24 protein-coding genes and 1 pseudogene are annotated in these 25,512 nt (G+C 57.4%); 6 read left to right on the top strand and 19 right to left on the bottom strand.

Annotated features, from left to right (window positions below; genetic code table 11):
- Positions 1-150: 150 nt before the first annotated feature.
- The 3 genes from RO009_00005 to RO009_00015 are packed head-to-tail and all read left to right on the top strand — an operon-like array spanning position 151 to position 3,322.
- Positions 151-1,389: a site-specific integrase gene (locus tag RO009_00005; GenBank protein MDT3683414.1), complete on the top strand. Its 1,239-nt coding sequence runs from the start codon at positions 151-153 to the stop codon at positions 1,387-1,389.
- The gene (locus RO009_00010; protein ID MDT3683415.1) at positions 1,386-2,318 is read left to right on the top strand and encodes a tyrosine-type recombinase/integrase; all 933 of its coding nucleotides are present in this window, start codon (positions 1,386-1,388) and stop codon (positions 2,316-2,318) included. Before RO009_00005 ends, RO009_00010 begins: the two co-directional genes overlap by 4 nt.
- A complete protein-coding gene (locus tag RO009_00015; GenBank protein MDT3683416.1) occupies positions 2,315-3,322 on the top strand; it encodes a tyrosine-type recombinase/integrase in 1,008 nt (335 codons plus the stop codon). The genes RO009_00010 and RO009_00015 overlap by 4 nt, the downstream gene beginning before the upstream one ends.
- A gap of 70 nt (positions 3,323-3,392) precedes the next feature.
- Here the strand turns inward: RO009_00015 and tnpB (RO009_00020) are convergent, their stop codons facing one another.
- The 12 genes from tnpB (RO009_00020) to RO009_00075 form a co-directional block, all read right to left on the bottom strand.
- The gene (gene tnpB, locus RO009_00020) at positions 3,393-3,524 is read right to left on the bottom strand and encodes an IS66 family insertion sequence element accessory protein TnpB (protein MDT3683417.1); all 132 of its coding nucleotides are present in this window, start codon (positions 3,522-3,524) and stop codon (positions 3,393-3,395) included.
- Entirely contained in the window at positions 3,521-3,949 is a 429-nt protein-coding gene (locus RO009_00025; GenBank protein ID MDT3683418.1) for a transposase, read from the bottom strand. Before RO009_00025 ends, tnpB (RO009_00020) begins: the two co-directional genes overlap by 4 nt.
- Positions 3,950-4,038: 89 nt before the next feature.
- Entirely contained in the window at positions 4,039-5,643 is a 1,605-nt protein-coding gene (locus RO009_00030; GenBank protein MDT3683419.1) for an IS66 family transposase, read from the bottom strand.
- A 73-nt stretch (positions 5,644-5,716) separates the two neighbouring features.
- Complete coding sequence (tnpB, locus tag RO009_00035) at positions 5,717-6,061, bottom strand: IS66 family insertion sequence element accessory protein TnpB (protein MDT3683420.1); 345 nt, start codon at positions 6,059-6,061, stop codon at positions 5,717-5,719.
- Positions 6,058-6,414 carry a transposase gene (locus RO009_00040; GenBank protein ID MDT3683421.1) on the bottom strand — a complete coding sequence of 119 codons (357 nt, stop codon included), beginning with the start codon at positions 6,412-6,414 and terminating at the stop codon, positions 6,058-6,060. The genes tnpB (RO009_00035) and RO009_00040 overlap by 4 nt, the downstream gene beginning before the upstream one ends.
- 151 nt (positions 6,415-6,565) lie before the next feature.
- Positions 6,566-6,901, bottom strand: coding sequence for an ABC transporter substrate-binding protein (locus RO009_00045; protein ID MDT3683422.1), 336 nt, complete (start codon positions 6,899-6,901; stop codon positions 6,566-6,568).
- A gap of 197 nt (positions 6,902-7,098) precedes the next feature.
- On the bottom strand, positions 7,099-7,803 hold the full coding sequence (locus RO009_00050) for an ABC transporter ATP-binding protein (GenBank protein ID MDT3683423.1): 705 nt from the start codon (positions 7,801-7,803) through the stop codon (positions 7,099-7,101).
- Positions 7,804-7,840: 37 nt separating this feature from the next.
- Positions 7,841-8,560: an ABC transporter ATP-binding protein gene (locus RO009_00055; protein MDT3683424.1), complete on the bottom strand. Its 720-nt coding sequence runs from the start codon at positions 8,558-8,560 to the stop codon at positions 7,841-7,843.
- Between the two features lies 1 nt (position 8,561).
- The gene (locus tag RO009_00060; GenBank protein ID MDT3683425.1) at positions 8,562-9,446 is read right to left on the bottom strand and encodes a branched-chain amino acid ABC transporter permease; all 885 of its coding nucleotides are present in this window, start codon (positions 9,444-9,446) and stop codon (positions 8,562-8,564) included.
- A 51-nt stretch (positions 9,447-9,497) separates the two neighbouring features.
- A complete protein-coding gene (locus RO009_00065; GenBank protein ID MDT3683426.1) occupies positions 9,498-10,406 on the bottom strand; it encodes a branched-chain amino acid ABC transporter permease in 909 nt (302 codons plus the stop codon).
- 240 nt (positions 10,407-10,646) lie between these two features.
- Positions 10,647-12,215 (bottom strand): class I adenylate-forming enzyme family protein, encoded by a 1,569-nt coding sequence (locus tag RO009_00070; protein MDT3683427.1) that lies wholly within the window; start codon positions 12,213-12,215, stop codon positions 10,647-10,649.
- A 69-nt stretch (positions 12,216-12,284) separates the two neighbouring features.
- On the bottom strand, positions 12,285-13,859 hold the full coding sequence (locus RO009_00075; protein ID MDT3683428.1) for a UbiD family decarboxylase: 1,575 nt from the start codon (positions 13,857-13,859) through the stop codon (positions 12,285-12,287).
- 465 nt (positions 13,860-14,324) lie between these two features.
- Here RO009_00075 and RO009_00080 point away from each other — a divergent pair, with 465 nt between their 5' ends.
- Entirely contained in the window at positions 14,325-14,972 is a 648-nt protein-coding gene (locus RO009_00080; protein MDT3683429.1) for a UbiX family flavin prenyltransferase, read from the top strand.
- A 130-nt stretch (positions 14,973-15,102) separates the two neighbouring features.
- Here the strand turns inward: RO009_00080 and RO009_00085 are convergent.
- From RO009_00085 to RO009_00100, 4 genes are all read right to left on the bottom strand, one after another.
- A protein-coding gene (locus tag RO009_00085) for an IS3 family transposase (protein MDT3683430.1) occupies positions 15,103-16,226 on the bottom strand; the annotation gives its coding sequence in 2 pieces (ribosomal slippage) (positions 15,103-15,677 and positions 15,677-16,226; 1,125 coding nt in all).
- Positions 16,227-16,364: 138 nt separating this feature from the next.
- On the bottom strand, positions 16,365-18,272 hold the full coding sequence (locus RO009_00090; GenBank protein ID MDT3683431.1) for a TRAP transporter fused permease subunit: 1,908 nt from the start codon (positions 18,270-18,272) through the stop codon (positions 16,365-16,367).
- Positions 18,273-18,376: 104 nt separating this feature from the next.
- The gene (locus RO009_00095) at positions 18,377-19,399 is read right to left on the bottom strand and encodes a TAXI family TRAP transporter solute-binding subunit (GenBank protein MDT3683432.1); all 1,023 of its coding nucleotides are present in this window, start codon (positions 19,397-19,399) and stop codon (positions 18,377-18,379) included.
- Between the two features lie 122 nt (positions 19,400-19,521).
- Positions 19,522-20,001 carry a hypothetical protein gene (locus RO009_00100; GenBank protein MDT3683433.1) on the bottom strand — a complete coding sequence of 160 codons (480 nt, stop codon included), beginning with the start codon at positions 19,999-20,001 and terminating at the stop codon, positions 19,522-19,524.
- 174 nt (positions 20,002-20,175) lie between these two features.
- On the opposite strand from RO009_00100, the gene RO009_00105 reads away from it, so the two are divergent.
- Positions 20,176-21,144, top strand: a complete 969-nt coding sequence (locus tag RO009_00105; protein ID MDT3683434.1) for a PDR/VanB family oxidoreductase — start codon at positions 20,176-20,178, stop codon at positions 21,142-21,144.
- Positions 21,145-21,153: 9 nt separating this feature from the next.
- A pseudogene (locus tag RO009_00110) lies at positions 21,154-21,840 on the top strand (Gfo/Idh/MocA family oxidoreductase).
- 148 nt (positions 21,841-21,988) lie between these two features.
- Here the strand turns inward: RO009_00110 and RO009_00115 are convergent.
- From RO009_00115 to RO009_00125, 3 genes are all read right to left on the bottom strand, one after another.
- Positions 21,989-23,416: a pyruvate dehydrogenase complex dihydrolipoamide acetyltransferase gene (locus RO009_00115; protein MDT3683435.1), complete on the bottom strand. Its 1,428-nt coding sequence runs from the start codon at positions 23,414-23,416 to the stop codon at positions 21,989-21,991.
- A gap of 91 nt (positions 23,417-23,507) precedes the next feature.
- Entirely contained in the window at positions 23,508-24,485 is a 978-nt protein-coding gene (locus RO009_00120) for a transketolase C-terminal domain-containing protein (GenBank protein ID MDT3683436.1), read from the bottom strand.
- Complete coding sequence (locus RO009_00125; GenBank protein MDT3683437.1) at positions 24,482-25,507, bottom strand: thiamine pyrophosphate-dependent dehydrogenase E1 component subunit alpha; 1,026 nt, start codon at positions 25,505-25,507, stop codon at positions 24,482-24,484. Before RO009_00125 ends, RO009_00120 begins: the two co-directional genes overlap by 4 nt.
- Positions 25,508-25,512: the final 5 nt, after the last annotated feature.

Below are 25,512 nucleotides of genomic sequence, written 5' to 3' on the forward strand. Positions count from 1 at the left end.
ATCCGTTCTTATGTGGCGGATGAGATTATGTGGCGGAGGCGACCAAAGGCCACGCGTGGACGGTCACGCCCGGTTTTCCCCGCCACATAATGTTCCATACCTCTGGCGCGGACGCGGGATCCCCCTGCGTCGCAACGCAAGAGGGGCACAATGCTCGAGTTCTATTTTTCGTATCGTGGAGTGCTCAGGCGCCTCCGTAGTGGGGCGCTCGGTGCCAAGATGGATCGCATCGCAGGGGACCTGCACTCGCAAGGATACAAGCCTGCGTCCGCCAAGCTCTATCTGAGCCGGATTGCCCGGTTCAGCCATTTTGCTGCCGCTCGCTGCGGTTCGGAGCCGATCAGTGTAGCCGTCGTCGATCGGTACCTGCGCGCGCTCAGCACCGGCTCTCCGCGTATTGCGGCAGTGACAGCGATTCAACACACGCGGCGAGTGGCGCCCGACCGTTTCGTGACGGCGGTGACCAGTGTCGTCGACGATCCAGATGCTGCGCTTTTGAGTTCCTTCTCGGGCTATCTGAGCAAGGTGCGTGGGCTTGAGCCAAAGTCGCTTGACGGCGCTCTGCTGGGCGCGCGGCGCTTTCTGCTATGGTTCCGCATTCGACACCCCGGCCAAGACCTCGGAACGTTGACGGCGCAGCATGTCCTCGCTGCCGTAGAGCACCGGCTATCGCTCTCCGCGGCCTCCGGCACGCGCACTGCGGCGACGTCTCACATCCGAACGTTTCTCCGCTTTCTGCATTGGGCAGATCATCACCAACGGGATCTTTCGCCTGTAGTTCCAAGAACGCCCCACTGGCGGTTGGCCCATTTGCCGCCGCGGCTATCCTGGACAGAAGTTCGCCGCGCCGTTGATGCGATCGGCACGGCAACACCGATCGACGTTCGCGATCGGGCCATCCTTCTGTTGCTCGCAACGACAGGCATTCGCAACGGAGAGCTGCGCGCTCTTCAGCTCCAGGATATAGACTGGCGAGCCGACGAAGTTTTCATCCGGCGCACGAAGGGCAAGCGCGATCGGGTCGCTCCGCTCATCGAGGAGACCGGCGCTGCGCTTGCCGACTACATCCTGCAGGCGAGACCGAAGGTCGATAGTGCTTATCTGTTCCTGACGTTCACCGCGCCCGTAAGGCCGCTCAAGTACGCGGCGCCAGTGTCGCGGATCGTGCGGAAGCGTTTGCGGTGCAGCGGGATCGATCTCGGTCACGCCGGTGGTGCCCATCTCCTGCGCCACAGTCTGGCAACTGAGCTTGTCGAGCAGCGAAGGCCGATCAACGAGATCGCCGATCTTCTTGGGCACCGAAGTATCAATACGACGGCGCTGTACGTAAAGGTTGCGACTTCACAGCTCGCTGACGTCGCGCTCCCTTTCCCGGAAGGTGCCGCATGACCGCCTTCGCCACATTTCTCAGCGAGAAGATCGACCGCTACATCGAGCTGCGCCGCTCCCTCGGCTACGCCTTCGACAAGCAAGCGGGGACGTTGTGGGCTTTCATTTGTCACGTCGAGCAATCTTGTCTCGATGGACCCGCCACCCGGAAGATGGCGCTGGATTTCGTCCTGTCGTTCCGCGGCGCCGCCAACAGTCGCGCCGTTCGTCACGGTGTGCTCCGCAGATTCTATGAGTACCTCGCCGTCTACGACGCACGAACCGAGGCCTTGGAGCGCAGAGCTTTCCATAGATCGAGGGCGATTCCGCCGCCGCGTATCGTGAACGAAGCCGAGCTCGCGTCACTCATCGAAGCGTGCAGGCTCCTTTCGCCAGGGCTGCCTCTCATTGGCCGTACGATGGCGACGTTGATCGGGCTACTTGCGAGTACCGGGCTGCGCTCGGGCGAAGCGGTCAGGTTGGATCGCGGCGATGTCGATCTGACTCGTGGGATCATTCTCATCCGCAAGACCAAGTTTCGTAAGGATCGGCTGGTTCCTGTTCACCCAACGACGCTGGCGGCTCTGCGCCGATACGACCGTGAGCGCGACGCCGCGTTCCCCCGGTCCGTGGACGCGGCCTTCTTTCTCAGCTCCCGAGGCTGTCGTCTCTCGGCGGCAGGCCTGCAATGCAATTTCGCAAAAGCCCGCATGGTCGCTGGTCTCGACGACGGTAAGCCGCTGCGACCGCACGATCTCCGGCATCGGTTCGCGGTGACTAGGCTCAGGCTCTGGCACCAGCAGCGTGCGGACGTCCAAGCGCTGTTGCCGCTGCTCGCCACATATCTCGGCCACGCCAGCTACAGCGACACGGCCTACTACCTGACCGGTTCATCAGATCTCCTCGCCGTCGCGGCCGAACGCGCCTTCGCCGACGGAGGCGAAGCATGAGCGAGCATCTCTGTCTGGCGCCACTTCTCGAGTCGTACTTCCGTCGACGGCTGGCCAAGCAGCGTAACGCCACGCCAGCAACCCTGGCCAGCTATCGCGACTCCTTGCGCATGCTGATCCTCTTTGCCGCCGCCCGCTTGCGCAAAGAGCCGGCGGCGCTGGCGCTCGAGGAGCTTGATCGGGACCTCGTTCTCGCCTTTCTCGACGATCTCGAGGAGAAGCGGAACAACTCCGTCGCAACGCGCAATACCCGACTTGCGGCTATTCGGTCCTTCTTCCATCACGTCGCTTCCGACGATCCCGCCGCCTTCGGCATCGCACAACGGGTCTTGGCAATCCCCGCCAAGAGCGCCCACATCGAGCTGACACACCACCTCACCAGCTCCGAGGTCGAGGCCATCGTCGCGGCCCCCAATCAGGCAACACACCGCGGTCGGCGCGATCGGATATTTCTGCTCTTCCTGGCGAGAACCGGCGCCCGCGTATCCGAAGCGATCGGCGTCAACGCGAGCGATCTTCACTTGCAGCGAGGGTGCCCGCAGGTGTTGCTCCATGGCAAGGGGCGCCGAGATCGTGTCGTTCCCATTCCTCGCGATCTGGTGCGATCACTAACGGAACTGTTGAAGGAACGCGGGCTCGCCCATCACGAACCGCAGCCGATCTTCGTCGGTGCCCATGACGAGCGCCTGACGCGTTTCGGAGCGACGCACATCGTGCGACGAGCAGCCGCCCGAGCCAAGTCAAGAGCGCCAAGTCTGGAGGGCAAGCCGATATCACCGCACATCTTCCGGCATTCTCTCGCCATGAAGCTCCTACGGTCGGGCGTCGATCTCCTGACAATCCAAGCCTGGCTCGGCCACGCCCAAGTCGCCACAACCCACCGATACGCCGCCGCCGACGTCGAGATGATGCGGCGCGGCCTCACGAAGGCGGGCGTCTCGAGCAACCACAACGCCCGCTTCCAGCCGAAAGACGTCGTCCTGAAGCTGCTGGAGAGCATCTGAACATTATGTGGCGGGGAAAACCGGGCGTGACCGTCCACGCGTGGCCTTTGGTCGCCTCCGCCACATAATCTCATCCGCCACATAAGAACGGATCGGCCTGCATCGTCTCGCGCACCAACGCTGCCAGGCCCTCGGCTCCTTTGCGGAAGTCGACTGGCTTCGTCGCCACCAGCACCCGGACTGCGCCGGTCGGCCCGATCATGCGCCGCTCTTCAAGGCGCGAAGCACTGCCGCGACCGTCTTCGCCTCGGCGCCACGGCCGACCCGAACCGTCACCCCGTCGATCTGCACTTCAATGACGCTGGCCGCATTACCGCCGTCTCGGCGACCGCGCGACTTCGTGCGCTTACGTGGACGCTCAGGTGCTTCAATCACCGCCGGCACAAACTGCGGCGCCTGTGGCTCGGCACCTTCGGCCATCTGCCGCAATTGACGGCGCCACCCGAACAGCTGCTGCGGAGATAGGCCATGGCGGCGCGCTACAGCGCACACCGATTCTTCGCCCGTCAAACTCTCCGTGACAATCCTCGCCTTGTCCTCGTCGCTCCAGGTCCGCCGGCGACCGGCTCCCGTGAATACCTCAAATCGCCGAACCGGCTCCGTGATAGCACTATGCTCAGTGTTCATTCTAAACCTAACGGTCCAAATCCAAATCAGACCGCAGACTCACAGAACCGCCATCAACGCGAAAGGTGTAAGCGAGAAGCCGAGGCCGTTCAGCGTGGATAATTCCACGGCATGATTTTATCGATACGGCTATTGGGCCATCCGTTGGCGATGCGTTCAAGAGTGCGGGTGAGCCAGGCCAGTGGATCGACCTGGTTCATTCTGGCTGTCGCCAACAGGGTCGCGATGGTCGCCCATGTTTGACCGCCGCCATCGCTGCCGGCGAACAGGCTGTTCTTGCGCGTAATCGTTTGCGGTCGGATCGCACGCTCGACGGTGTTGGAATCGATTTCGATCCGGCCGTCGGTGAGGAAGCGTTCGAGTGCGCCGCGCCGGGAGACGGCGTAGCGGATCGCTTCAGCGAGCTTCGACTTGCCCGACAGTTTCGGCAATTCCTTTTCCCACAGCGCGAAGAGAGCGGCGACGGTGGGAGCGGACTTATCCTGGCGCGTTTTCATCCGTATTTCGGGATCGTGGCCGCGGACCTCCGCCTCGATGGTCCACAGCGGTGCCATCAGCGCGATCGTGTGCGAAGCGATCGCTGACTGGTCCGCGACGTGCAGTTCATAGAACTTGCGCCGCACGTGCGACCAGCACGCGGCCAGCGTCACGCCGTCGTTGCCCTGATCGGTGCGGGCCAGTCGCCGATATCCGGCATATCCATCGACTTGCAGGATGCCGCTATAGCCATCCAGATGACGGGCAACGCATGCACCGGCGCGACTGTCCTCGAAGCGATACGCCACCATCGGCGGGTCGCTGCCGCCGAAGGGGCGATCGTCCCGGACATACGCCCAAAGATACGCTGTCCTGGTCTTTCCCGATCCCGGCGCCAGCGTCGGCAAGGTCGTCTCATCGGCAAAAATCCGCTCGCCTTGCTTGATCCGCAGCAGCAGATGTTCGGCCAGCGGCTCAAGTTCGAAGCCGATCCGACCCATCCACTGCGCCATCAACGCCCGGTCGATCTCGACCTTGTCGCGCGCGTAGATCGCTTCCTGGCGGTAAAGCGGCAGGCCATCGGCATACTTCGCCACCGCGATCTGCGCCAGCAGCGCCTCCGTCGGAATGCCGCTCTCGATGATGCGGGCGGGCGCAGCCGCCTGCGCAACCCCATCCCAGCCCTTGTAGACGTATCTGGGACGGCGCGTGACGATCACCCGGAACTTCGCCGGCGTCACGTCGAGCCGTTCGGAGACGTCCTCGCCGATCAGAATACGCTCCAGCCCCTCGCAACCGACCGGGACCTCGGGCTCGATCACGATCTCGACTCGCTCGAGATGATCGGAAAAGTTCTTGCGTGGACGCGGTGCACGCGGGTTCTTCGACGGTCCCGCCGCCTTGGCGAGTTGCGCCCTGATCGCCGCCACGCCGGTTGCGATCTCATCGAACACCAACGCGTACTGCTCTTCGCTCAGCGCATCGGCGCCCAGCCGTTCGGAGCGGCGACCGAAGCGGCCCCGTTCCAGGACCTTGATCGTCGCCGTCAGCCGCGCAATGCGCTCGTCGGCGGCTTTGGTCATCGCCTCAAGATGGGTGTTGCGCTGTTCGAGTTCGACATTCCGCGCCTCGACCTGCGCCCGCTGCGCATCCATGGCGAGGATCATCGCCTTCAGCGCATCGACGTCATCCGGAAGCTCAGGTTCAGGGGACCCCATGTCCAATCAGAGCACACCCGGCGATGGTTTGCCCGCTGCTTTCGCGGCCTGATTCACTGTGCCGCAGCGATATCTAGCCGACTGATTCCGGACGCACCATCGGTGTCGCCTGGACCCGCTTCCAATCCATCCCGTCGACCAAAGCCATCAATTGGGCATGATGCAGCTGGACCCGATGATGGCCGATCGGCGGCCAGACAAATCGTGCCTTCTCCAGCCGCTTCAAATACAAACACGCGCCACTGCCGTCCCACCACACGATCTTGATCCGGTCCGCCCGTTTCGCCCGGAACACATACAGTGCGCCATCGAACGGATCCGAGCCAGCATCCCGCACCAGCGCCAGCAAACCATCGATTCCTTTGCGGAAGTCGACCGGGTGGCTCGCCAGATAAACCTTTACGCCTGCCGGGATCATGCCGAACGCACCGTGCGCAGAAAACGCCGCAAATGTGCTTCGTCAACATCCGCGTCAGCGCGAACCGTCATGCCGTTGACGTCGATCTCAATGACCCGCGACGGCGCCCTTTGCGGCTCACAGCTGACCCCGCAACCCGCCGCGTCACGGCGCTCAATTGCGCCTTTCCGGACCAAAACCGAACGCCATCCAAACAACTGCGACGGGCTGATTCCGATCTCCCGGGCCAGCGCCGAAACGTTCGCGCCCGGTTCACAACTCCGCGCCGCCATCTCCGCCTTGAAGGCATCCGACCAGCGCCGGCGCCCCGCCACTGGCGCACCCTCGATGCGATCCGCAACCGCCTCGATCAACTGAAAGCTTCTATCTCCAGGCATAGGCGTAGACATGAAAATTGACACCCCGCTCGCAATAGCAGGGCCACCATCGCTCCTTTGCCACCCGCTACGCTAGATGGGATGTCCTTGTCGCTTACCGAAAGGTGGGATCAGAACGCCGCTTACCTTACAGCGACTGGTTCTGGTCGAGTTGGTCGAGACCGAAGGGTGGCGCAGCCCAGCCGACATCGATCTGGCCCGACATGACCTGGGTCAGCGTGCCGGGAGGACCGCCGGTGGCGGTCGGCTTCGCAGTCAGGTCGAATTGCTTCATGAAGGCGGTGACGATGCCGTGCGTGGACGACCCGTTGGTCGAATAGGCGAGCGTCTTGCCGGCTGTATCTTTCAGACTTTTGACTGGCGAATCTGACTTCACGTACCAGTAGAGATCGGCGGCACCAGTTGTTTCAGCGCCGATCACGCGCACCGGAGCGCCCTTCGAATAGGCCCCGAGCACGCCCATGATGCCGGCAGCGACTCCGATATCGACGCCGCCGGAGATCGCGGCTGCTGCGTCTCCCCTGCCCCCTGAGTGTACACAATCTCAAGTTCAAGGCCGTGGCACGACTATTTTTATGAACTTCCCCATCTGTTTGATGTCGGGGCGCTGCCGTACCGCTACGGCGTAACATCCACAATGTATTCGCGTCGATTCTGGTATCAACAAACCATAGCGGCGCGGCGCTTACCGAAATAGAGGTGTTTGACGAGTTCGTTGTTTCGTAGTTCCTGTGTCGTTTTTCCTTCGAACGCAATCTCGCCATGCACGATGACATACCCGCGATCAGCTATTTTGATAGCTTGGTTGAGGTTTTGCTCCGCCATTAGCACGGTAAGCCCCAGACGCTTTTTAAGCTCGCGGATTGCCTCGATCACCCTACTCACCATGATAGGCGCAAGACCAACCGATGGCTCGTCGACCAGCAAAATACGCGGCGACGACATCAATGCACGGCCGATCGCCAACATCTGCTGCTCGCCTCCGCTCATCGAGCTCGCACGCTGAGCGGAACGCTCGCGTAAGACCGGAAACAAGTCAAAGCATAGGTCTAAATTGCGCCCAATTTCACCTCGAGCGAATTTCCTGTAAGCGCCCAGCAAGAGGTTTTCTTCGACTGTGAGCGTTGGAAACAACCGTCGTCCTTCAGGAACAAACGCTACCCCAAGATCAACAATTTCCTCAGGCGGGCGCCCGACGAGCTCAATTTTATCACCGTCACGCTCAAGTACGATCGACCCACCGCTCGGTTCCACAAATCCCATAAGGCAATTCATCAGCGTGGACTTGCCGTTGCCGTTCGTGCCTAAAAGCGCAACTGTCTCGCCACTGTTCACGACAACCGATACGTTCTGCAGAACTCGCACCTGGCCGTATCCAGCGCTTAATCCATCAACAATAATTCTACTCGCCAAGATACACCTGCTCTACGATAGCATCGTTGATGACATCATCCGGAGCGCCGTCGGCGATAACCTTTCCCGTATTTAGAACGATCATGCGTTCGGAAAACTCCATTACGGCGTGCATAATATGCTCAATCATGATGATGGCGATGCCGGACTTACCAAGCCGCTGTAACAACCCCAGAACCTCATCAATTTCCGCGCCAGCAAGGCCGGCCATTACCTCATCGGCGATCAGCAATTTCGGCCTTATTGCAATCGCGCGGGCCAGTTCAAGCTTGCGCAAGTCAATTTGAGTTAGGCCTTCCGGAAGCAGGTCCGCCTTTGACCTTAGATCGAGATCAGCCAAAATCTGCTGTGCGCGATCTGGTAAGGCCTCGCCGTGATTGCCATACCGAGCAGCATACTCCAGCGGAATACACACGTTCTGTAACGTACTCATGCTCTCAAATGGCTTTGGAATCTGGAACGTCCGCCCAATTCCTAACTGGGTGCGCCGGTGCGGGGGAAGATGAGTGATGTTATCGCCGTCGAAGTGAACGCTTCCATCCGATACCGGAAGCACTCCAGAGATGCAGTTTACGAGCGTGCTCTTGCCCGAGCCATTCGGACCAATCAATCCAATTCGCTCGCCTGCACCAATCGAAATGTTGATGCTTTCAAGCGCAGTGAATCCCCCAAATCGCTTAGTCAGATTTTTGACGACGAGCATACTCATCTCAGTTTCGCAAGTGTACGAATGAGCGTAGAAAGCCGACAATGCCCTTAGGCGCCAGAATAACAAAGGCAATAAGCAGAGCTCCGACTATCATGAGATTCAGCTCGGACGAAACCGTTACAGTTGTAATTTGTTGAGCGACGCCAAGAATGACAGCTCCGATCACCGGACCAATCCAAGTTGTCGTCCCGCCGATAAGAGGCATGGCGATACTATTGACCGTGTACTCTAGACTGAAGACGGAGGCGGGTTGAATATAGGTGAGGTAGTAGGGAAACGGCGCACCCGCTGCGCCCATCAACATGCCGCTAGTTATCGTGGCGATAACCTTTAGACGAAGGGTCGGAACGCCCATTGCCTCGGCTGCCAATTCGTTATCGCGAATGGCAGCGAGCCCTCGACCAAGCCGCGAGCGCTCGATACTGCGCGCAATCGCCGCTGCAGCAATAGCAAGCAGCAACATGGTCACGAAGAGAAGTTTGATGTAATCGTCGAAAAACAGCGCCTTTTGAGGTCTAGTGATGTAAATGCCACTCGCCCCTCCGACAAAATTCCAGTTTACAATAAACGTTTCCAGCACCACCGATAGTGCTAGAGTCGCGATCGCGAAAAATATGCCACGCAAACGCAACGTTAGATATGCTGTGCCAAGTCCTACTACACCGGAAATGATAGCACCGCCGAGAATAAGTAGCGGCAGCGGCAATTCGAATATTTTCAGTAGAACGATAGATGTATAGGCACCAAGCGCAAAAAATGCACTCGTTCCAAAATTAACATAGCCGGCGTAACCGCCGAGAATATTCCACGCACTAGCAAGCACTACGTATTGCAGGACGATATAGCCAGCGAAATAATAGTATTGATTGGCAACAAGGCGTGTCATTATTAACGTGGCGAGGATTAAGACAATGGCGCCGCACCAGAACCGCATGTCTCAGTGCCCCATCAAGCCTGCGGGCCGCCACGCCAGCACTAGCAGTAGAAATCCGAATGCCACTGCTGGCGACCATGACGGTCCGTAGAACGTCGCCGTAAGACTTTCGGCAACGCCCAATATGATACTAGCGACGATTGTACCTGGAAGGCTGCTCATTCCTCCGAGAACGCAAATCGCAAAGACTCTGCCAATGAAATCACGTGCCGAAGCTGGCTGCACTGGCGCAACAAGGATGAGGAGCGCCCCAGCTATGCTTGTCGTCGCAACAGCTATTGCAAAGCCCAGCTCCTTGATTTTGACAGGATTAGCACCGACCATACGTAAGGCGCTCGCATCTTGCGACACTGCCTTGATTGCGCGGCCGAAGAACGTACCATTTAGGAGTATTTGAAGCACCGCGATCATAATGAGTGATACCACGAATGGCACTACGAGCCGCAGCGGGAAGCCGATACCCGCGACTGAATAGGTTTTCTGAAGGTAACCGCTGCGAACCACACGGTAGTCCACGCCGAACGCCATGATCAGCCCTACTTCGGTAACAAAAAGCAAACCGAAGAAGAAGGCGAGACCACGCAAAGTTTCCTTCGAGCGCTTCTCGAAGCTTGTGTAGTAAATTCGATGTATGAAAATACCGAGTCCAAAAAAGACCGGCGAGAGCATAAGACCGGTAACGATGGGATCGAGTCCGAACTCGTTATTAAACCAAAAAGCAAGGAACGATCCGAGCAGAACGAAGGCGGGATGCGCAATGTTCACCACATCGAGCATGCCAAACGCGATCGATAAGCCGACCGTGATGGCGGCATAAAGTCCGCCGATCAGCAACCCCGCTATGACCGCGTTGATAAACAGATCTACGTGCGCGTGCCAATTCCCGCGCGCACTTATGACAGTCTTGAGCACTTCCTGTCCGAGTACTGTACTCAGAAAAACAAGCACCCCAATCGCCAAAACGGCGGTTAATATGATTGGGTGTCTTGCATCCACTTTGCTTCCCCCAATTCGCCGCACGTTAACCTACGGTTCTAAGAAGAAATTACCATATGAGCAGTAAGATGAAAAGACCCTTCGATTGCTAAGTATTACGAAACTTACCGAACAATCGTGATAACACCTGTTCCGCAACTGCTTTCCAGCACATAGTCAATGCGCCCGATCATCAACGACCAGTTTGGTGGTTGCTAAGGTCCATTGATCCGCCAAAGCCCGCCGATCGAGTTTACCCCGCGCAGTCTTAGGCAAATGATGACTGAGAATTATCTGCTTCGGTGCCTTTGACATCGACAACGCCGCGCCGCAATAACGCAACAGATCATCAACATCTATATTAGCTCCCGGGCGCGCCACGACAAAACTAACTACCTCCTCGCCGTAAGTTTGGTCAGGAACACCAACGGTAGCGACCTCGACTATTTCAGGTCGCTGAAGCAAGAGGCTGTCGATCTCAAGTGGCGAGATGTTTACGCCGCCACGAATAATCAAATCCTTCTCCCGGCCGGTTATGTGTAAATACCCATCTGAATCGAGAAATCCGATATCGCCCGTTTGTAAACGCCCGCGGCTATGAACCTTGATAAACCCGTCATCTTCAATGTATCGAAACTCATTATCGGGAACTCCACCGACTTCAATGTGACCGACGTCTTCCGCCGGTAGCGGTTCGCCATGATCGTTAACTATTGCGAGCTTATGGTAAGGTGCGGGCTTACCAACAGTTCCCACATGTCGATTGATACCGGGATTCATTGCAATCCAGCCGATCTCGCTACAGCCATAGCCTTGTGCAACGGCAATTCCAAAACGTTGCTCGAAGCGTCGGCAATCTTCGTCTAAGAGCGGCGCGGAGCTGGAAATTACAAAGCGTAGACTCGCCAGCGCTTTAGGGCTCGGTTTGTCGTCGCCATTAAGCAACATATTTATTGTTGTTGGGTTTCCAGCAGCAATCGTAACATCGTGCTCGGCGATATTTTGAAAAAATCGGCTTCGAGTGAATTTGCGTCCTAAAATCAATGTAGCCCCTTGACTAAGCGGCGCCAGCGCACTTAGGACTTGAGCAGAACACCAATTGAAGGACCGAAAGTCGTAAATGCGATCATTAGCGGTTAGACCGAATCCTTCGGCGGTAGGCTCTACGTTGGCCAGAAGTTCTCGAAACGTTAGCACAACGCCCTTCGGTTTGGCGCTAGTCCCTGACGTGAACAGAATGCAAGCATCGTCTTGTTGTTGAGTGGTCAGGAGATCTCTTTTTGTCGGTACACAATTACTAATCGTTCCAAAAAAATCGGAGAATGTTTCGTCAAAGCGACCCATAGAGCGGCATTGCTCCGATCGGTCGCTTAAAACGTCGTCAAGCTGCAGGCTAGCATCGAATATTGTAAGTCGTGGATTGAGTTTCGGTAATATTCTGGCGAGATGACGTCGGTTCATCTCTACATGAATTGTACAAACAGTTGCACCATACGCCATTACGCCGAGATAGCATATCAGATGCTCGATTGAATTTTCGGCAAGGAGCGCAATTCGATCGTTGGTGCGAATATCGCTGTCAGCAAGAAATGACGCAATCTTTTGAGTAAGTACACTCAGCTGTCCGTAACTGAGGGTCCGCCGATCATCAGTTGAAATAATATATGACTTATCTGGCGTACAATTAGCAGCGCTGTCGATCCATTGTCGAAGCAGGCGCGGCCCAAACTCAACGTTCTTCCGCATGGGAATTACCCGAATCCGAACAGCGAAGATACCCGCCAGACCCCGGAAAGGGATCTGACGGGCGGTCTGCTAGCGGCCCGTCCGAGCCAAAGAATGCACCCAGCCGAGCATTCGCGATTTCGCGTTCTCGATATCATTCTTGGTAAAAAAGTCCTCCGGCTTAACCCGATCAACCGGATAGACGGGTCGCAGGAAGTCGCTCTCATATCCGAACGGCACAGTAGCATCGATCCCCATTCCACCCTCAAACTGGGTATTCGATGCAGTCCACTGTTTGTCGCCGGCCGTCATTCGTTCCGCTGGCATGAACGTCTGTCCACGTCCACCAGGAATTGGGTTAAGGATATCAGTACGCGGATTCACCCGTGTCGTCAGACACCACATTACGTCATCCATTGAGTACGGGTCAGTATCCTCGCTCACCGCAATTGCGAAGCGCATACCTTGAGAACATGACAGCGCGGCACCAAGAAAGTTTCTCTGCCATCCCTCGTCTACCTGATGGCGCTTTTTAACCTGAATGATGCAGCCACCCCAATCCGTCATGCAGTATGGAATGACCACATCCTGGATGATGCCCGGTTGCATGCGCTCAAATAGCTCAAATAACGCCGCCTCGCGAACGGTCGTGTCGATATTGTGGTCATCGAGAGTATGTACGCCGAGCGCAAAGATGATTGGCTTTGTTTCCGGCTTGCGCATCGTGACGGCAGTGACATGAAAGGTCGGCGCCTTGTATGCCTTCCCCATGTAACCAGCCCATTCAGGGTGAAAATGAAACCGGCCCTGAACATCTGCGTCCTCGGATTCTCTGGTTTCGTAACGGCGGTCACGCGGATGAATATAGCCCTCAAGAACCACCTCAGCGTCGGCAAGCGTATAGGCGTCGATCGAACGACACTTCACCATTCGGATGGGGCTGCCTTGCACCGCACCAGCTATCCCAATCTCATCGCAACCCATGGGAAGGATCACATAATCAAAACCCGCACCCGCCAGCAGCGTACATGCCGGCGGAACACCAAAGCACACAGTCATCGGAATGGGTTTGTCGTCGCTATAGTACTTGTTTGCAACCTGCCACATGTGGGAGCCAGGCGATATTTGAAACGTGCCTACATTCCCCCAACGGAAGTTCATACGATTGTAACCTAGATCAGTACCGCCGTCGAATTGGTCAAAGCTGACGCAGCGGATGCCGGAGCCGACGGTAAGTTCCTTCTCGTACGTAGTGTGCCGAATAGGGACCATATACTTATTAACTTCATCAGGATTGACGACGACATGTTCCTGTACTGGCGCCTGATCCTGGGGAATAATTACCGGCTTCAATGGGTTGCGAATTGCCTCAGCGAGCTTTCGTGTCCGTTCAACATCACTCTTCCAGCCGAACATCTTGTTGATGACGTTCATGTCGCCAAATAGATTTGTTATAACCCTGTGATTGGGCTTGCCTTTGACGTTGTTAAAGAGGACCGGACAACCGCCGTCCATGTGCTTTTGCAACCCCGTAACTTCGAGATCCGGATCGACCGGCTTATCGGTCTCGATCAGATCGCCTTGCGATTTTAACCATTCCAACGTCTTTCGAAGATCCATAACTTCGGTAGTCGTGGGTCGAGCTTTGACGTTTTCTTTCTGCATGACTTTGAACTCCAATGTTTCTCAGCGGTAGTTTGCTTACCCGTTAACTTTCGTGCCTGTCTGAGGATCAGAACTTTCCCGCCGCCTAGCGCGCCACTTCAAGCGTAGCATTGCCCAGCACACTAAGGGCCTCCACTAAAATCAAACCAACCGTCGTTGCACAAACCCCTCGCCCGTGCGCGTTACTGCGCACCAGCGTCATGTTGCGTTTTGTTTTAATGCTTGGCGTCTATTTCAAAAGTTTAAAAGCCGCATCAGGCTCATAGCACAAGTCATACTGATAGTCTCCTAAAATTACTTATGCTTCTAAGTATTTTCATATTGCATAACGTGCAAAAATTGTCAAAGAAGAAAAGAACCAGATAGTTGAAAAAACGAGGAGGGGATCATGCGGGTCTCGTTGAACGGGTACTTGATCCTACTTGTTGCGTGCGCCAGGGTTGGCTAGCAGAGAAAGGATTGCAGATGCGACGCGTAATCGTTGGCATGACCGGTGCGACCGGCGCCATTTTCGGGATAAGATTGCTGGAAGCCCTGAAGGGCAGCGACGTGGAATCTCACCTTGTACTGAGCAAGTGGGCCCAACGCACGATCGAGCACGAAACGCCGTTCACGGCGAAACAAGTATGCGCGCTAGCGAGCGTTTACCACAACGCCTCGAACATGGCGGCGACGATTTCATCGGGATCGTTCATCACCGAGGGCATGATTATCATTCCGTGCTCGATGCGCACACTCGGCAACGTCGCACACGGAACCGGCGACAACTTGGTGCAACGCGCTGCAGACGTGGTTCTCAAAGAACGCCGGCGCCTTGTTCTCGTAACGCGTGAGTCGCCACTGTCCGAGCTGCACCTGGAAAACATGATGAAACTGGCGCGCATCGGGGCGACGATTGTTCCGCCGATGCCGGCCTTTTACAACCATCCGCAATCGATCGACGACATCGTCAATCATATTGTGGCGCGCGTACTTGACCAGTTCGGCATCCCTGCGCCGTTTGCCAAGCGATGGGACGGTCACATGGAAAATCGCCACAAAGGCGAGAGCGGGCGACGGGTCGGTGCCCGGCGCGTTGCGTACGACAATCTAACCGATGCTTTCCTAGACTAGGTGTTCAGTCCCGAAGTTAGATGGGTCGGATATCATGACAATCGGGTGGGACTTTGACCTGACGGATATTTTGGACCAAGCGGATAGAGATTATTGCATGGCCTGGTCCGCTTTGGGGATTTGGACCGATTTAACTGAGAGCCTCCGGTCCTGTTGAGCCCACAAGATTATTCCTATGGGCTGTGAACATTGTCATCGGCGTCCTCTCGCCGATCGCGCTATGTGGTCTCACATCGTTGTAATCCCAGCGCCAAGATTTGACCTTCGTTCGGGCATCGTCAAGATCCAGGAACCAGTGCTGGTTGAGACATTCGAGACGAACACGAGCATTGAAGCTTTCGATGAAGGCGTTATCGGTGGGTTTGCCCGGACGACTGAAGTCCAGAATGACCTCATTTGCGTAGGCCCATAGATCGAACTCCCTTGATGTAAATTGGCTGCCATTGTCGACCCGGATGCTGCGCGGCTTGCCAAACATGGTTATCGCGCGATTGAGCGTTGATACGACATCGGACGTCCTGGCTTGATGCCCCACCCAGAGCGCGGGCGAGAGCCTGGAGAAGTTGTCCACAATGGTTAGAACCCACAGCCGGCGACCGTCGTAAAGCTGATCGCACATCCAGTCCATCGACCAGCAGTCATTTGGCATAACAGCGGTTGTTCGATCCTCCCGCAGTTTGGCCATGACCCGCCGTCGCGGCGATTATGCCGCATTTGCAGCCCCTCCAGACGATAAAGCCGATAGACGCGGGTCCGGCCGACAGGCCAGCCCTCACGTTGCAGCAGGATATGAATCCGTCGATAGCCATAGCGCACCCGTATTGCGGCGATCTCTCGGATGCGTTTGCGAAGCACGGCCTGCTCAGGGCGCCTCGACCGATACAGATACATTGATCGATGCAGCGCAAGGACACGACAGGCTCGTCGCGTCCCAACCCGGAAGCAGGTGCGAACATGATCCACCAGCTCCCGCTCCTGGGCAGGCCTTAGACTTTTTTTTCGGAGAACCTCTTGCAGCATTTCCTTGTCGAGGCTCAGATCCGACACCAGCCGCCGCAACCGCGCATTCTCTTCTTCGAGATGCTTCAGCTTGCGCACCTCCGATGGCATCAGCCCGCCATAGCGATCCTTCCAGCGGTAGAATGCCGCCTCTGAGATCCCGAGCTTGCGGCACACATCGGCAATCGACGTCCCTGTCTCCGTCTGTTGCAAGGCAAAGGCGATCTGCTGATCACTGAACTTCGACTTTTTCATCGGCAGGCTCCTTTTAACGTCAGCCTAACCGGAAAACTCTCATTCAGTTTGGTCCAAATGCCTCAATGCAGACCACGGGATAGTAGCAGATGTTCGTGGTCCAACGCAAAGCGTTCCGCTCGCAATACCTAGACTAGCTCACTCCGAGCTGACTTTGAGCGTGCGGCGCTGGAGCATGGCTGGCCCGAGACCGACGGCCGCAAGGACGCCCCCGGCAACGGCCAGCCAGAGCGACGGCGCAATAAAACACACCCCCGCCGCGCCCACAGCCAGGCGCGACGCCGCGCTCATCGGTGCGGCCAAATATCCTTCGGTGGCAATTCCGACGAGATAGACGCCGACGACCGCCGTCAGCACGACAAATGCAATCCCGCCCGGCGAGCCGACCAGGAGAAGCTCCGGACTGTAGGCGAACGAGAACGGCACGATCATGGCCGCCACCGACAACCGGGTCGCGATCAAGGCAATACTGATCGGATTGGCACGGGCGATGGCCGCAGCCGCATAGGCGGCGACCGCGACCGGCGGCGTGCTGGCCGACAGGACGGAAAAATACAACAGGAACATATTGGCGGAAAGCACCGACAGGCCGAGGTTGAGCAGAACCGGGCCCACCAGAATGGTCGCAAGGATATAGACGCTCGGCGTCGGCATGCCCATTCCGAGCAGGATGGTCACGATCGCCGCCACGATGAGGGAAGTGAGCAGCGCACCGCCGCTGACGAGGAGGATCAGCGAGGAGAATTTCGCCGCCAGACCCGTCATCGCCAGACCGCCGATGACCAAACCGGCCGCGGCGCAGGCTGCCGTCACACCGATAACCCTCAGCGTAGTGTCCGCGAGAATGTTGTAAAGTTTCACCGCATCAATGCGGGTTTCTTTGCGGAACAGTGCAACGACAAAGACGGTGACAGCGGCGAATACGGCAACATAGGTCGCCGCGTATCCCAACATGAGACCGATGAGAATTGCCAGCAGCGGGACGAAGAACAATTCTCCGTGCCGGAAGGCTTCGCGAATGCTTGGAATTTCGGAACTCAAAAGCCCGTGCATCCCAAGTCGCTTGGACATGTAATGCACCTGCACAAAGACCCCGAGATAATAGAGGAATGCAGGAATCAACGCAGAAAGCGCAATCTCGCGATACGGAATGCCGGTATACTCCGCCATAATGAATGCGACAGAACCCATAACCGGCGGCATGATCGAGCCGCCGGTCGATGCCGCCACCTCGATTCCGCCAGCCGCCGCGGAGCGGTAGCCAGCACGCTCCATGGTTGGAATCGTTACGGATCCTGTCGTCACAACATCGGAAACAGGACTGCCTGAAATCATTCCAAAGGCACCCGATGAAATGACTGCGATCTTCGCGGTTCCGCCGGTTGTCCGCCCCGTCAGCAATGCACCGACGCGATAGAAGAAATCAGCGCCACCGGCTCGTTCCAGAATGGTGCCGAACAACACAAACAGGAAAGCATACGTTGCCGCAACCCGGACAGGAATCCCGTAGATTGAATCTGTCGTATAGACCGTCGTATCAATGAAATGCTCGAGCGAGATATAGCCGTGCGCCAATTCACCCGAAAGGAGATGCCCATAGAGATTGTAGGCCATGAACACCAGCACGATGAGTGTCAGGCCGAGTCCGACCGCCCTGCGAGTGGCCTCCAGCACCAGAATGACGATCGCAATTCCGAAGACATATTCCCAGGTCGATAACGGATCAAACAACGTGATGCGGTTGACGATGGCGTCGAGGTTCCACCAGAAAAACACGCCCGTAGCGGCCGAGATCGCCGCCAGCATCCAATCAAGCAAGCCCGGATATTTACCGTCCGATCGCGTCGTCGGTGCCAGTGTCAGAAAGACAAGCACCAGCATCGCCGACAGGAACACCATCATCATCCCGAAAATATCGGTAACGATGATCACCACATTGTAGATCACCCAGAGCGCGATAAGGGCGGCATAGGCCTTCAGCACCACGCCTAGCAAGCCTGCAGGATTCCGACTTTTGCCCGTGCCGAACAGGATGTTGACCATCATAGATGCATGCTTTGCTGACGGAGCGATGAACAGTTTCGCAATCGACGATCACCGCCCACATACATGAAGCATGCGAGCGGTCCAATCGGCAGACTTGCAGCTAACTACAGCAGGCCCTTTTCCTTGAAGAGCTTGATGGCGCCGGGGTGATACTGGCCCGCCTTCTGTTCCGTCATGAATTTCGGCGTCAGAGCTTTCATGGCTGGATGCACGCCCTGCATGTCTTTCACGTTCTCAACCAGCGCCTTCGCGATATTGTAAGCGTCCTGGTCGCTCATGGATTTGTTCGCAACAAGCATGGCGCCGAGCGACACGGCCGGCACGGCATTGGGCTGGAACGCATAAGATTTGGCCGGAATCACATAGCCGTCCACGCCGGACTGATCGGCGACCTTCTTGATCGTCGCCTCACTCACCGGCAGCATGACGACATCGATCGCGTCCGCGACTTCCAGAATCGAGCGTTGCCCCACAAACAACGAGTTGAAGATCGCATCGATCCGGCGATTGCGGATCAACTCGCCTTGCTCCTGCGAGGCGGCAGGGATGACGCGGCCACCCCAGCTTTCGATATCCTCTGCCGTGACGCCGATCGCCTTTAACATGCGGTTCACCACCTCGTTCACGACGTTGCCGCGCCGGTTGGTTGCGACCCTCAGCGGCGGCTTCCTGGTGGCGATATCCTCAAATGTTTTGAGGTTATGCTTTTCCGCAAAATCCTTCGCGACGATAAGCTGTACCGGCGCCCAGTTATAGAGATAGGCGATCACCCGAAGGTCCTCGACCTTGGATTTGAAGGGCGCCTCGCCATTTTGCGCCATGCGCAGTTCCATATTGTGCACGATGCCAAGCGGCACTTTCTTCTGGTCCAGAAGCTGCACATTCGCGATGCCCCCGCCTGATGTTTGGTAGGTCACCGTCGATCCCGGAAATCCCACCTTCATGACCTTGTCCATCCCGATACCGATCGATGACCACAAGCCACCTGGGCTCGCACCGGCAAGAGTGAGTTGATATGTTTGCGTTTGTGCTTGCGCAGCCCCCGCGATTGAGATCGTGAAGACTGCGGCCGTAGCCAATGCCTTTAGTAAGGTCATATGCGTTCCTCCCTGTCCGTATACCGCCATTTGATTGCGGCCGTTTCTTAGTTCTGATTCAGATCGGCCCGAATCGCCTTGCGCGTTCGAACAAAAACCCTTGCACGCCTTGTCCGGGATGCATGTCTGCCTTCCCGGGAAACGTAGCGCATCTACGCGACGCGTTCGCGCCCCGCCACCGCCTCGGTGTCGAGAGTCTGCCAACTCGCAGACTTTGGAACCACCCCCTCAAAAGATCTGATTTTCGCATGCGGAATGCGCGGCTCGACGGTGCCGATGGCCGAGCCGCTATCACGCATCTGGCGCGCGGCATCGACCATCAGACGCCGGAATTCGACAACGGCGAGATCGCTGGCGCCGAGCTTTTCCTTCGTGCGGTCGGCAATCGGCCCCATCGTTTCCCACATCGCGATGTCCTGATTGGGAATGCCGCGGATGCCGGTGAAATCACCGAGCTTCATCGCATTGCGATCCTGATCCTCGCCAAGCAACCGGATTTTCACCGGCTTGCCGTCGGGCTCGGCCACCTCTTCCGAAAGGCAGGCGGGGATCCAGTGCCTGGGCAAGATCTGACCCATCGGCGCATCGCCTTCGACACGACACAACAGATCGTTTTCTTCCGCAGTCATCATGGTGCGTCCTCCCGGACCGGACTTGCTTTTTGTATTTTTTTTATCTTAGTTTTCTAAGTTTATCTTCTTATAGAACATCTAAATTGAGCTGTCGAGTCGACAAGACGCCTCGTTGTTGTGCAACGCAAAGGCTCGTGAGTTGATCGCTTCTGTCCAGCCCTTTAACTGAGCCACATGAACGCTGTTTCCCTCACTCCTGACATGCCGTTGCGTTTCACCCGCAGGACACAAATTGCGGACGGCATCCATGAATTTGATTTCCGCCATCCCGACGGGGAAGATCTGCCACCCTTCACGGCCGGCGCGCATATACAGATGCGCGTTCCGAATGGGCTGATCCGCAAATATTCACTGTGCAACGATCCCGCCGAACACAGCCGTTATGTGATCGCCGCCAAACGCGAACTTGAGGGTCGTGGCGGCTCAATCAGCCTCATCGACGAGGCGCGCGAGGGTCAAACCTGCCTGAGCTCAACGCCTGCAAATGATTTCGTTTTGGCGCCGAATGCGCAGCATTTCGTGTTTATTGCCGGCGGCATCGGAATCACACCAATTCTATCGATGATCCGCCACGTCCGGACAATCGGCGGCAAGCAGTTCAAGCTCTACTATTGCACACGTTCTCCCGAGGCGACAGCTTATCTCGAAGAGCTGCGGTCGCCCGACTTAAAAGGCAGCGTAAGCATCCATCATGACGGCGGCGATTCAGCCCGGGCATTCGATCTCTGGCCTGTGGTTGAAGAGCGGAAGAATCGCGCACATCTGTATTGCTGCGGCCCGTCTGCGCTCATGTATGCGGTCCGCGACATGACCGGCCACTGGTCCTCGACCGCCGTGCATTTTGAAGCCTTCAGCGAGCCGGAGCGCACCAAGCCCGACGACAAGCCTTTCACGGTGACGCTGGCAAAGTCCGGCGAGGTCATCGAGGTGCCCGTCGGAGTCACCATTCTCGAGGCGCTGCGCGCGAGGGGGCATGAGGTGCCGAGCTCCTGCGAGAGCGGCACCTGTGGCACCTGCCGGACGAAATTGCTGGAAGGTCAAGCGGATCATCGTGATCTTGTCCTGACCGAACAGGAGCGATCCAGCCAGATCATGATCTGCGTCTCGCGTGCGCGCACACCCAACATCACCATCGACCGTTGAGAGCGCGCTGTGTCCGAGCGGAAAATCCGGCTGGGCATTGCAGGGCTGGGACGGGCCTTCACGCTCATGCTTCCCACGCTGAGCGCCGACCCGCGACTTCAGCTTGTGGCCGCCGCCGACCCGCGCGTAGAGGCTCGCCTCCGGTTTGAAACGGACTTTTCCGCAACGACTTACGAAACTGTCGAAGACCTCTGCCTCGATCCGGAAATCGAGACGATCTACGTTGCCACGCCGCATCAGCTTCATGCGCGGCATGTCGAGTTGGCCACTGCACAAGGCAAGCATATTCTTGTCGAGAAGCCGATGGCAATCTCCATCGCTGAATGCGCGGCCATGATCAAGACCGCACGGCGTTCGGGTGTGCACCTGATTGTCGGACACAGCCACAGTTTCAACGGGCCGGTACTTCACGCTCGCGACATCATCGCCGGTGGCGATTTTGGCGCCGTCCGCATGATCCACGCATTGAATTACACCGACTACATGTATCGTCCGCGACGACCCGAGGAACTCGACACGGCGCAGGGTGGTGGCGTAGTGTTCAGCCAGGGCGCGCATCAGATCGACATCGTTCGCCTTCTGGGCGGCGGCAAGGTGCGCAGCGTTCGTGCGGGGACAGGCTCCTGGGATCCGTCACGCCCGACGGAAGGCGCGTATGCCGCCTTCCTCACCTTCGAGAACGGCGCTTTTGCAACCGCAACCTATAGCGGCTTCGCCCATTTCGATTCCGACGAGTTCTCCGGCTGGATTGGCGAAATGGGACTGCCGAAGGACCGCAGCCGTTACGGCGCAACACGCAGGGCGCTGCAATCGGCAAGAAATAATGCGGTCGAGGAAGCCATCCTTAAGAGTGCAAGAAATTATGGCGGGAGCAGTGCTGCGATCTCAGGCGCCGTGTCGCGACCGGTCGCACATCAGTATTTCGGAACGGTAATCGTATCTTGCGAGCGCGCGGACCTGCGTCCGATGCCAGAGGGCGTGATGATATACGAGGACGACGAAGCGCGGCTGCATCCGACGACCGTGCCAGATTCATCGCGGCCTCGATCTTGCCGTTCCTGACGATCGCCCGCTCCTCGCCGGTGCTGACCGCAAGGATAGTGGCCTGCGGCGGATTGATCACCGCGGTGAAATCTTTAATCCCGTACATGCCGAGATTAGACACCGACGACGTGCCGCCTTGATATTCCTCGGGTTTCAGCTTGTGCGAGCGAGCGCGGGCGGCCAAATCCTTCATCTGATTTGAGATTGCGGACAAAGATTTCGTCTCGGCACTACGGATAATTGGCGTGATCAGGCCGCCCGACATCGTCACCGCGACGCTGATATCGGAATGCTTGTGCTTGAGCATGCCGGTTTCAGTCCAGCTCACATTGGCGTCCGGAATACGCAGCAACGCCAGCGCCAGCGCCTTGATGACGAAATCGTTGACCGAGAGCTTGTAGACGGGTTTGCTGTCCTGGCCCTCGGGTGCGGCGGCATTGATCTCCTCGCGCACGGCCAGCAGCTTGCCGATGTTGCAATCCATCGTGAGGTAGAAATGCGGGATAGTCTGGGTCGAGACCGTGAATCGCTGCGCAATGGTCTTGCGAATGTTGTTGTGCGGCACGACCTCGTAGGAACCGTCAGCATAGAGGGCGCGGATTTTCTCTTCCCCGAGCACGGGTACGACCACGTGGGCTGGTGCGGCCACCACGGCGGCAGGCGTCGAAGGCTTCGGACCCGTGCCGTCCCTCGCTGCATCGATGTCGCGCGCAATCACCCGGCCATGCGGTCCGCTGCCCTGGATGCTCGCGATGTCGACACTAGCTTCCTTGGCGAGCCTTCGCGCCAACGGCGAGGAAAAGATGCGGGTGCCTTTTCCATTGGCTTTTGCAGACTGGGCCGTAGGAGCCGCAAGTTCCGCCGCAGCCATGGGAGCGGATACAGGTTTGGATGTGGTAGTCGCCGAAGCGGATTTCGCTCCGAGCATGGCTGCCGCGGACGCTGGCGCAGCCTCCGCGCCCGATGCTGCCGCCTTCACATCGTTGCCGCCTGTCGCGAGCACGGCAATCACCTGATTGACCGGCACGTCCAACGTGCCTTCGGGCACGATGATCTTGGCGAGCGTGCCCTCGTCGACAGCCTCCATTTCCATAGTCGCCTTGTCGGTCTCAATCTCAGCGATGACGTCGCCGGATTTGACGGCATCGCCTTCCTTTTTGAGCCGTTTAGCGAGGTTGCCCTTTTCCATTGTAGGCGACAGCGCGGGCATCGGTATGCTGATTTGCATCCGAGACTTCTTACCAATCTTAAAATGAATTTTCCTGGGACAGCGATGACCCGTTCTCTAAGACCCTCGGTTAAATGCAATCCCGACTTCATCAATTCCAGACCAGCACTTCGCGAACTGCAGCACATATCTTTTCCGCAGTTGGCGTAATGGCCTCCTCCAGTGGTCTACTGAATGGCGTCGGGATATCTGGACGCGCAACCCGTATGATCGGCGCACGCAGCGATTTGAATCCATGTTCGACGACAATTGCGGCCAATTCGGAAGCCACACCGCAGCTAAGGTAAGTCTCGTCAGCCACAACTAAACGCCCGGTCCGGCCGACAGAATCGAGAATCAGATCACGGTCGAGCGGAACCAAAGTCCGAGGATCAACCACTTCGACATCGATTCCTTCATTGGCTAACTGAGCTGCTGCCGTCAGCGCGGTTTGCACGATATAGGACGTTGCAATTACCGTTACGTCGCGACCGGGCCGTTTGATGTCGCCACGGCCGAATGGAATTTCGTAGTCGTGCTCGGGAACCTCACCTTCAATATCCATCAGGCGCGCGTGATCGACCAATATTGTCGGATTATTGCTTTTGATCGCGCTGCGGATAAGACCTTTGACATCATAGGGACTTGACGGCAGCACGATCTCCAGACCCGGTGCGTTCCACAACATGGCCTGAGGGCTGTGACTATGTTGCGCGGCACCGCCGATGCGCAGCCCATGCAGCATATGGTAGACGACCGGAACCCGCTGATTTCCTCCAGACATGTAGCATGCAACCGCCGCTTCGTTAACTAGCGGCGACCAGCCCACGTAGGTGAAACTCGCTGTTCCAATATCAACGAACGGACGGGCACCCGCCATGGCAGCTCCGGCACCGAGACTGATGATTGCAGCTTCCGACGTCGGAGGATCAAATATTCGGTCGGAAAACTCGTCGCGAATTTGGTCCATCAGAACGCGCTTGGGTCCAAGGCCGAGCACATAGCTTCCGACCAAACTCACATTCGAGTCTTCGATCAGGCTTTGTCGCAAAGCCTCGACGATGGCTGCGGCATAACTGATCTTTCTCATTTTGCGCTCCCTGCCATAATATGGTCAGCGACGGTGCTCGTCAGAGGCAACGGACTCTCCAGTGCAAAGGACACCGCACTTGCGATGCGGGCGCGCGCTTGTTCATCATACTTCATGATTTCATCCTGTGATGCATGGCCGGCCTTCAGCAGCTCATGAGCAGCGCGAAGCAGCGGATCGTGGTTGCGCAACCAGTCAGCGTGCGGCCCTTGAATCCTCGAGGGTTCCCATACCGCCGTGAGATCGGTTGTTGTCGCAAGCTCAGGCCACAGCGGGCTGCTCCCCGGCCAGCGCACCGTAATTGCCTCGATAAAGACCGGACCGTTGCCGCTGCGGCACTGCTCGATTCCGCTTCTGGCCGCAGCATGAACCGCGCTCATGTCGGCGCCATCGACCTTAATGCATTTGATTCCGTATGCGGCCGGTAGATTGATAAAACTGCTGGTTGCGGTAATGGCGGTCGGATAGCCGCCCTGCTGCGGGCCCATCGCGCCAGCAGAATTATTCTCACATACGTAAACGACCGGCAGCTTCCAGAGTGCGGCCATGTTGAACGATTCAATGACAAGGCCTTCTTCCAACGACCCATCGCCAAAGAATCCCACAGCCACATTGCTTTCGCGCTTCGTCTTGATGCCGAATGCTGCTCCAGTTGCGAGCCCCGCACAGCCGCCGACGATCGCCGATGTCGAAAGAAATCCCTTGGAGGCGTCGGAAATGTGCAGCGTGCCGGCGCGACCTCCGTTAAAGCCGGTGGCGCGACCGAAAATTTCGGCCATCGTCCGACCGGGATCGCAGCCTCGTCCGACAAGATGGCCATGATTGCGATGGGTAGTGCAGATCAGGTCGGATTTGCTCAACTGCTCCAGAACTGCTGCGCCTGTGGCCTCCTGACCAATATAGATATGATAATGACCGGCGAATGCTTTCTGTTCGTGCATATGAATGACCGCCTCTTCGAAATGGCGCATCACAAGCATACGATCAAAGATTGACAGGCTGGTCTTACGATCGAGGGGCATTTATT

This window comes from Pseudorhodoplanes sp. (genome assembly GCA_032027085.1).
GTDB lineage: Bacteria > Pseudomonadota > Alphaproteobacteria > Rhizobiales > Xanthobacteraceae > Pseudorhodoplanes.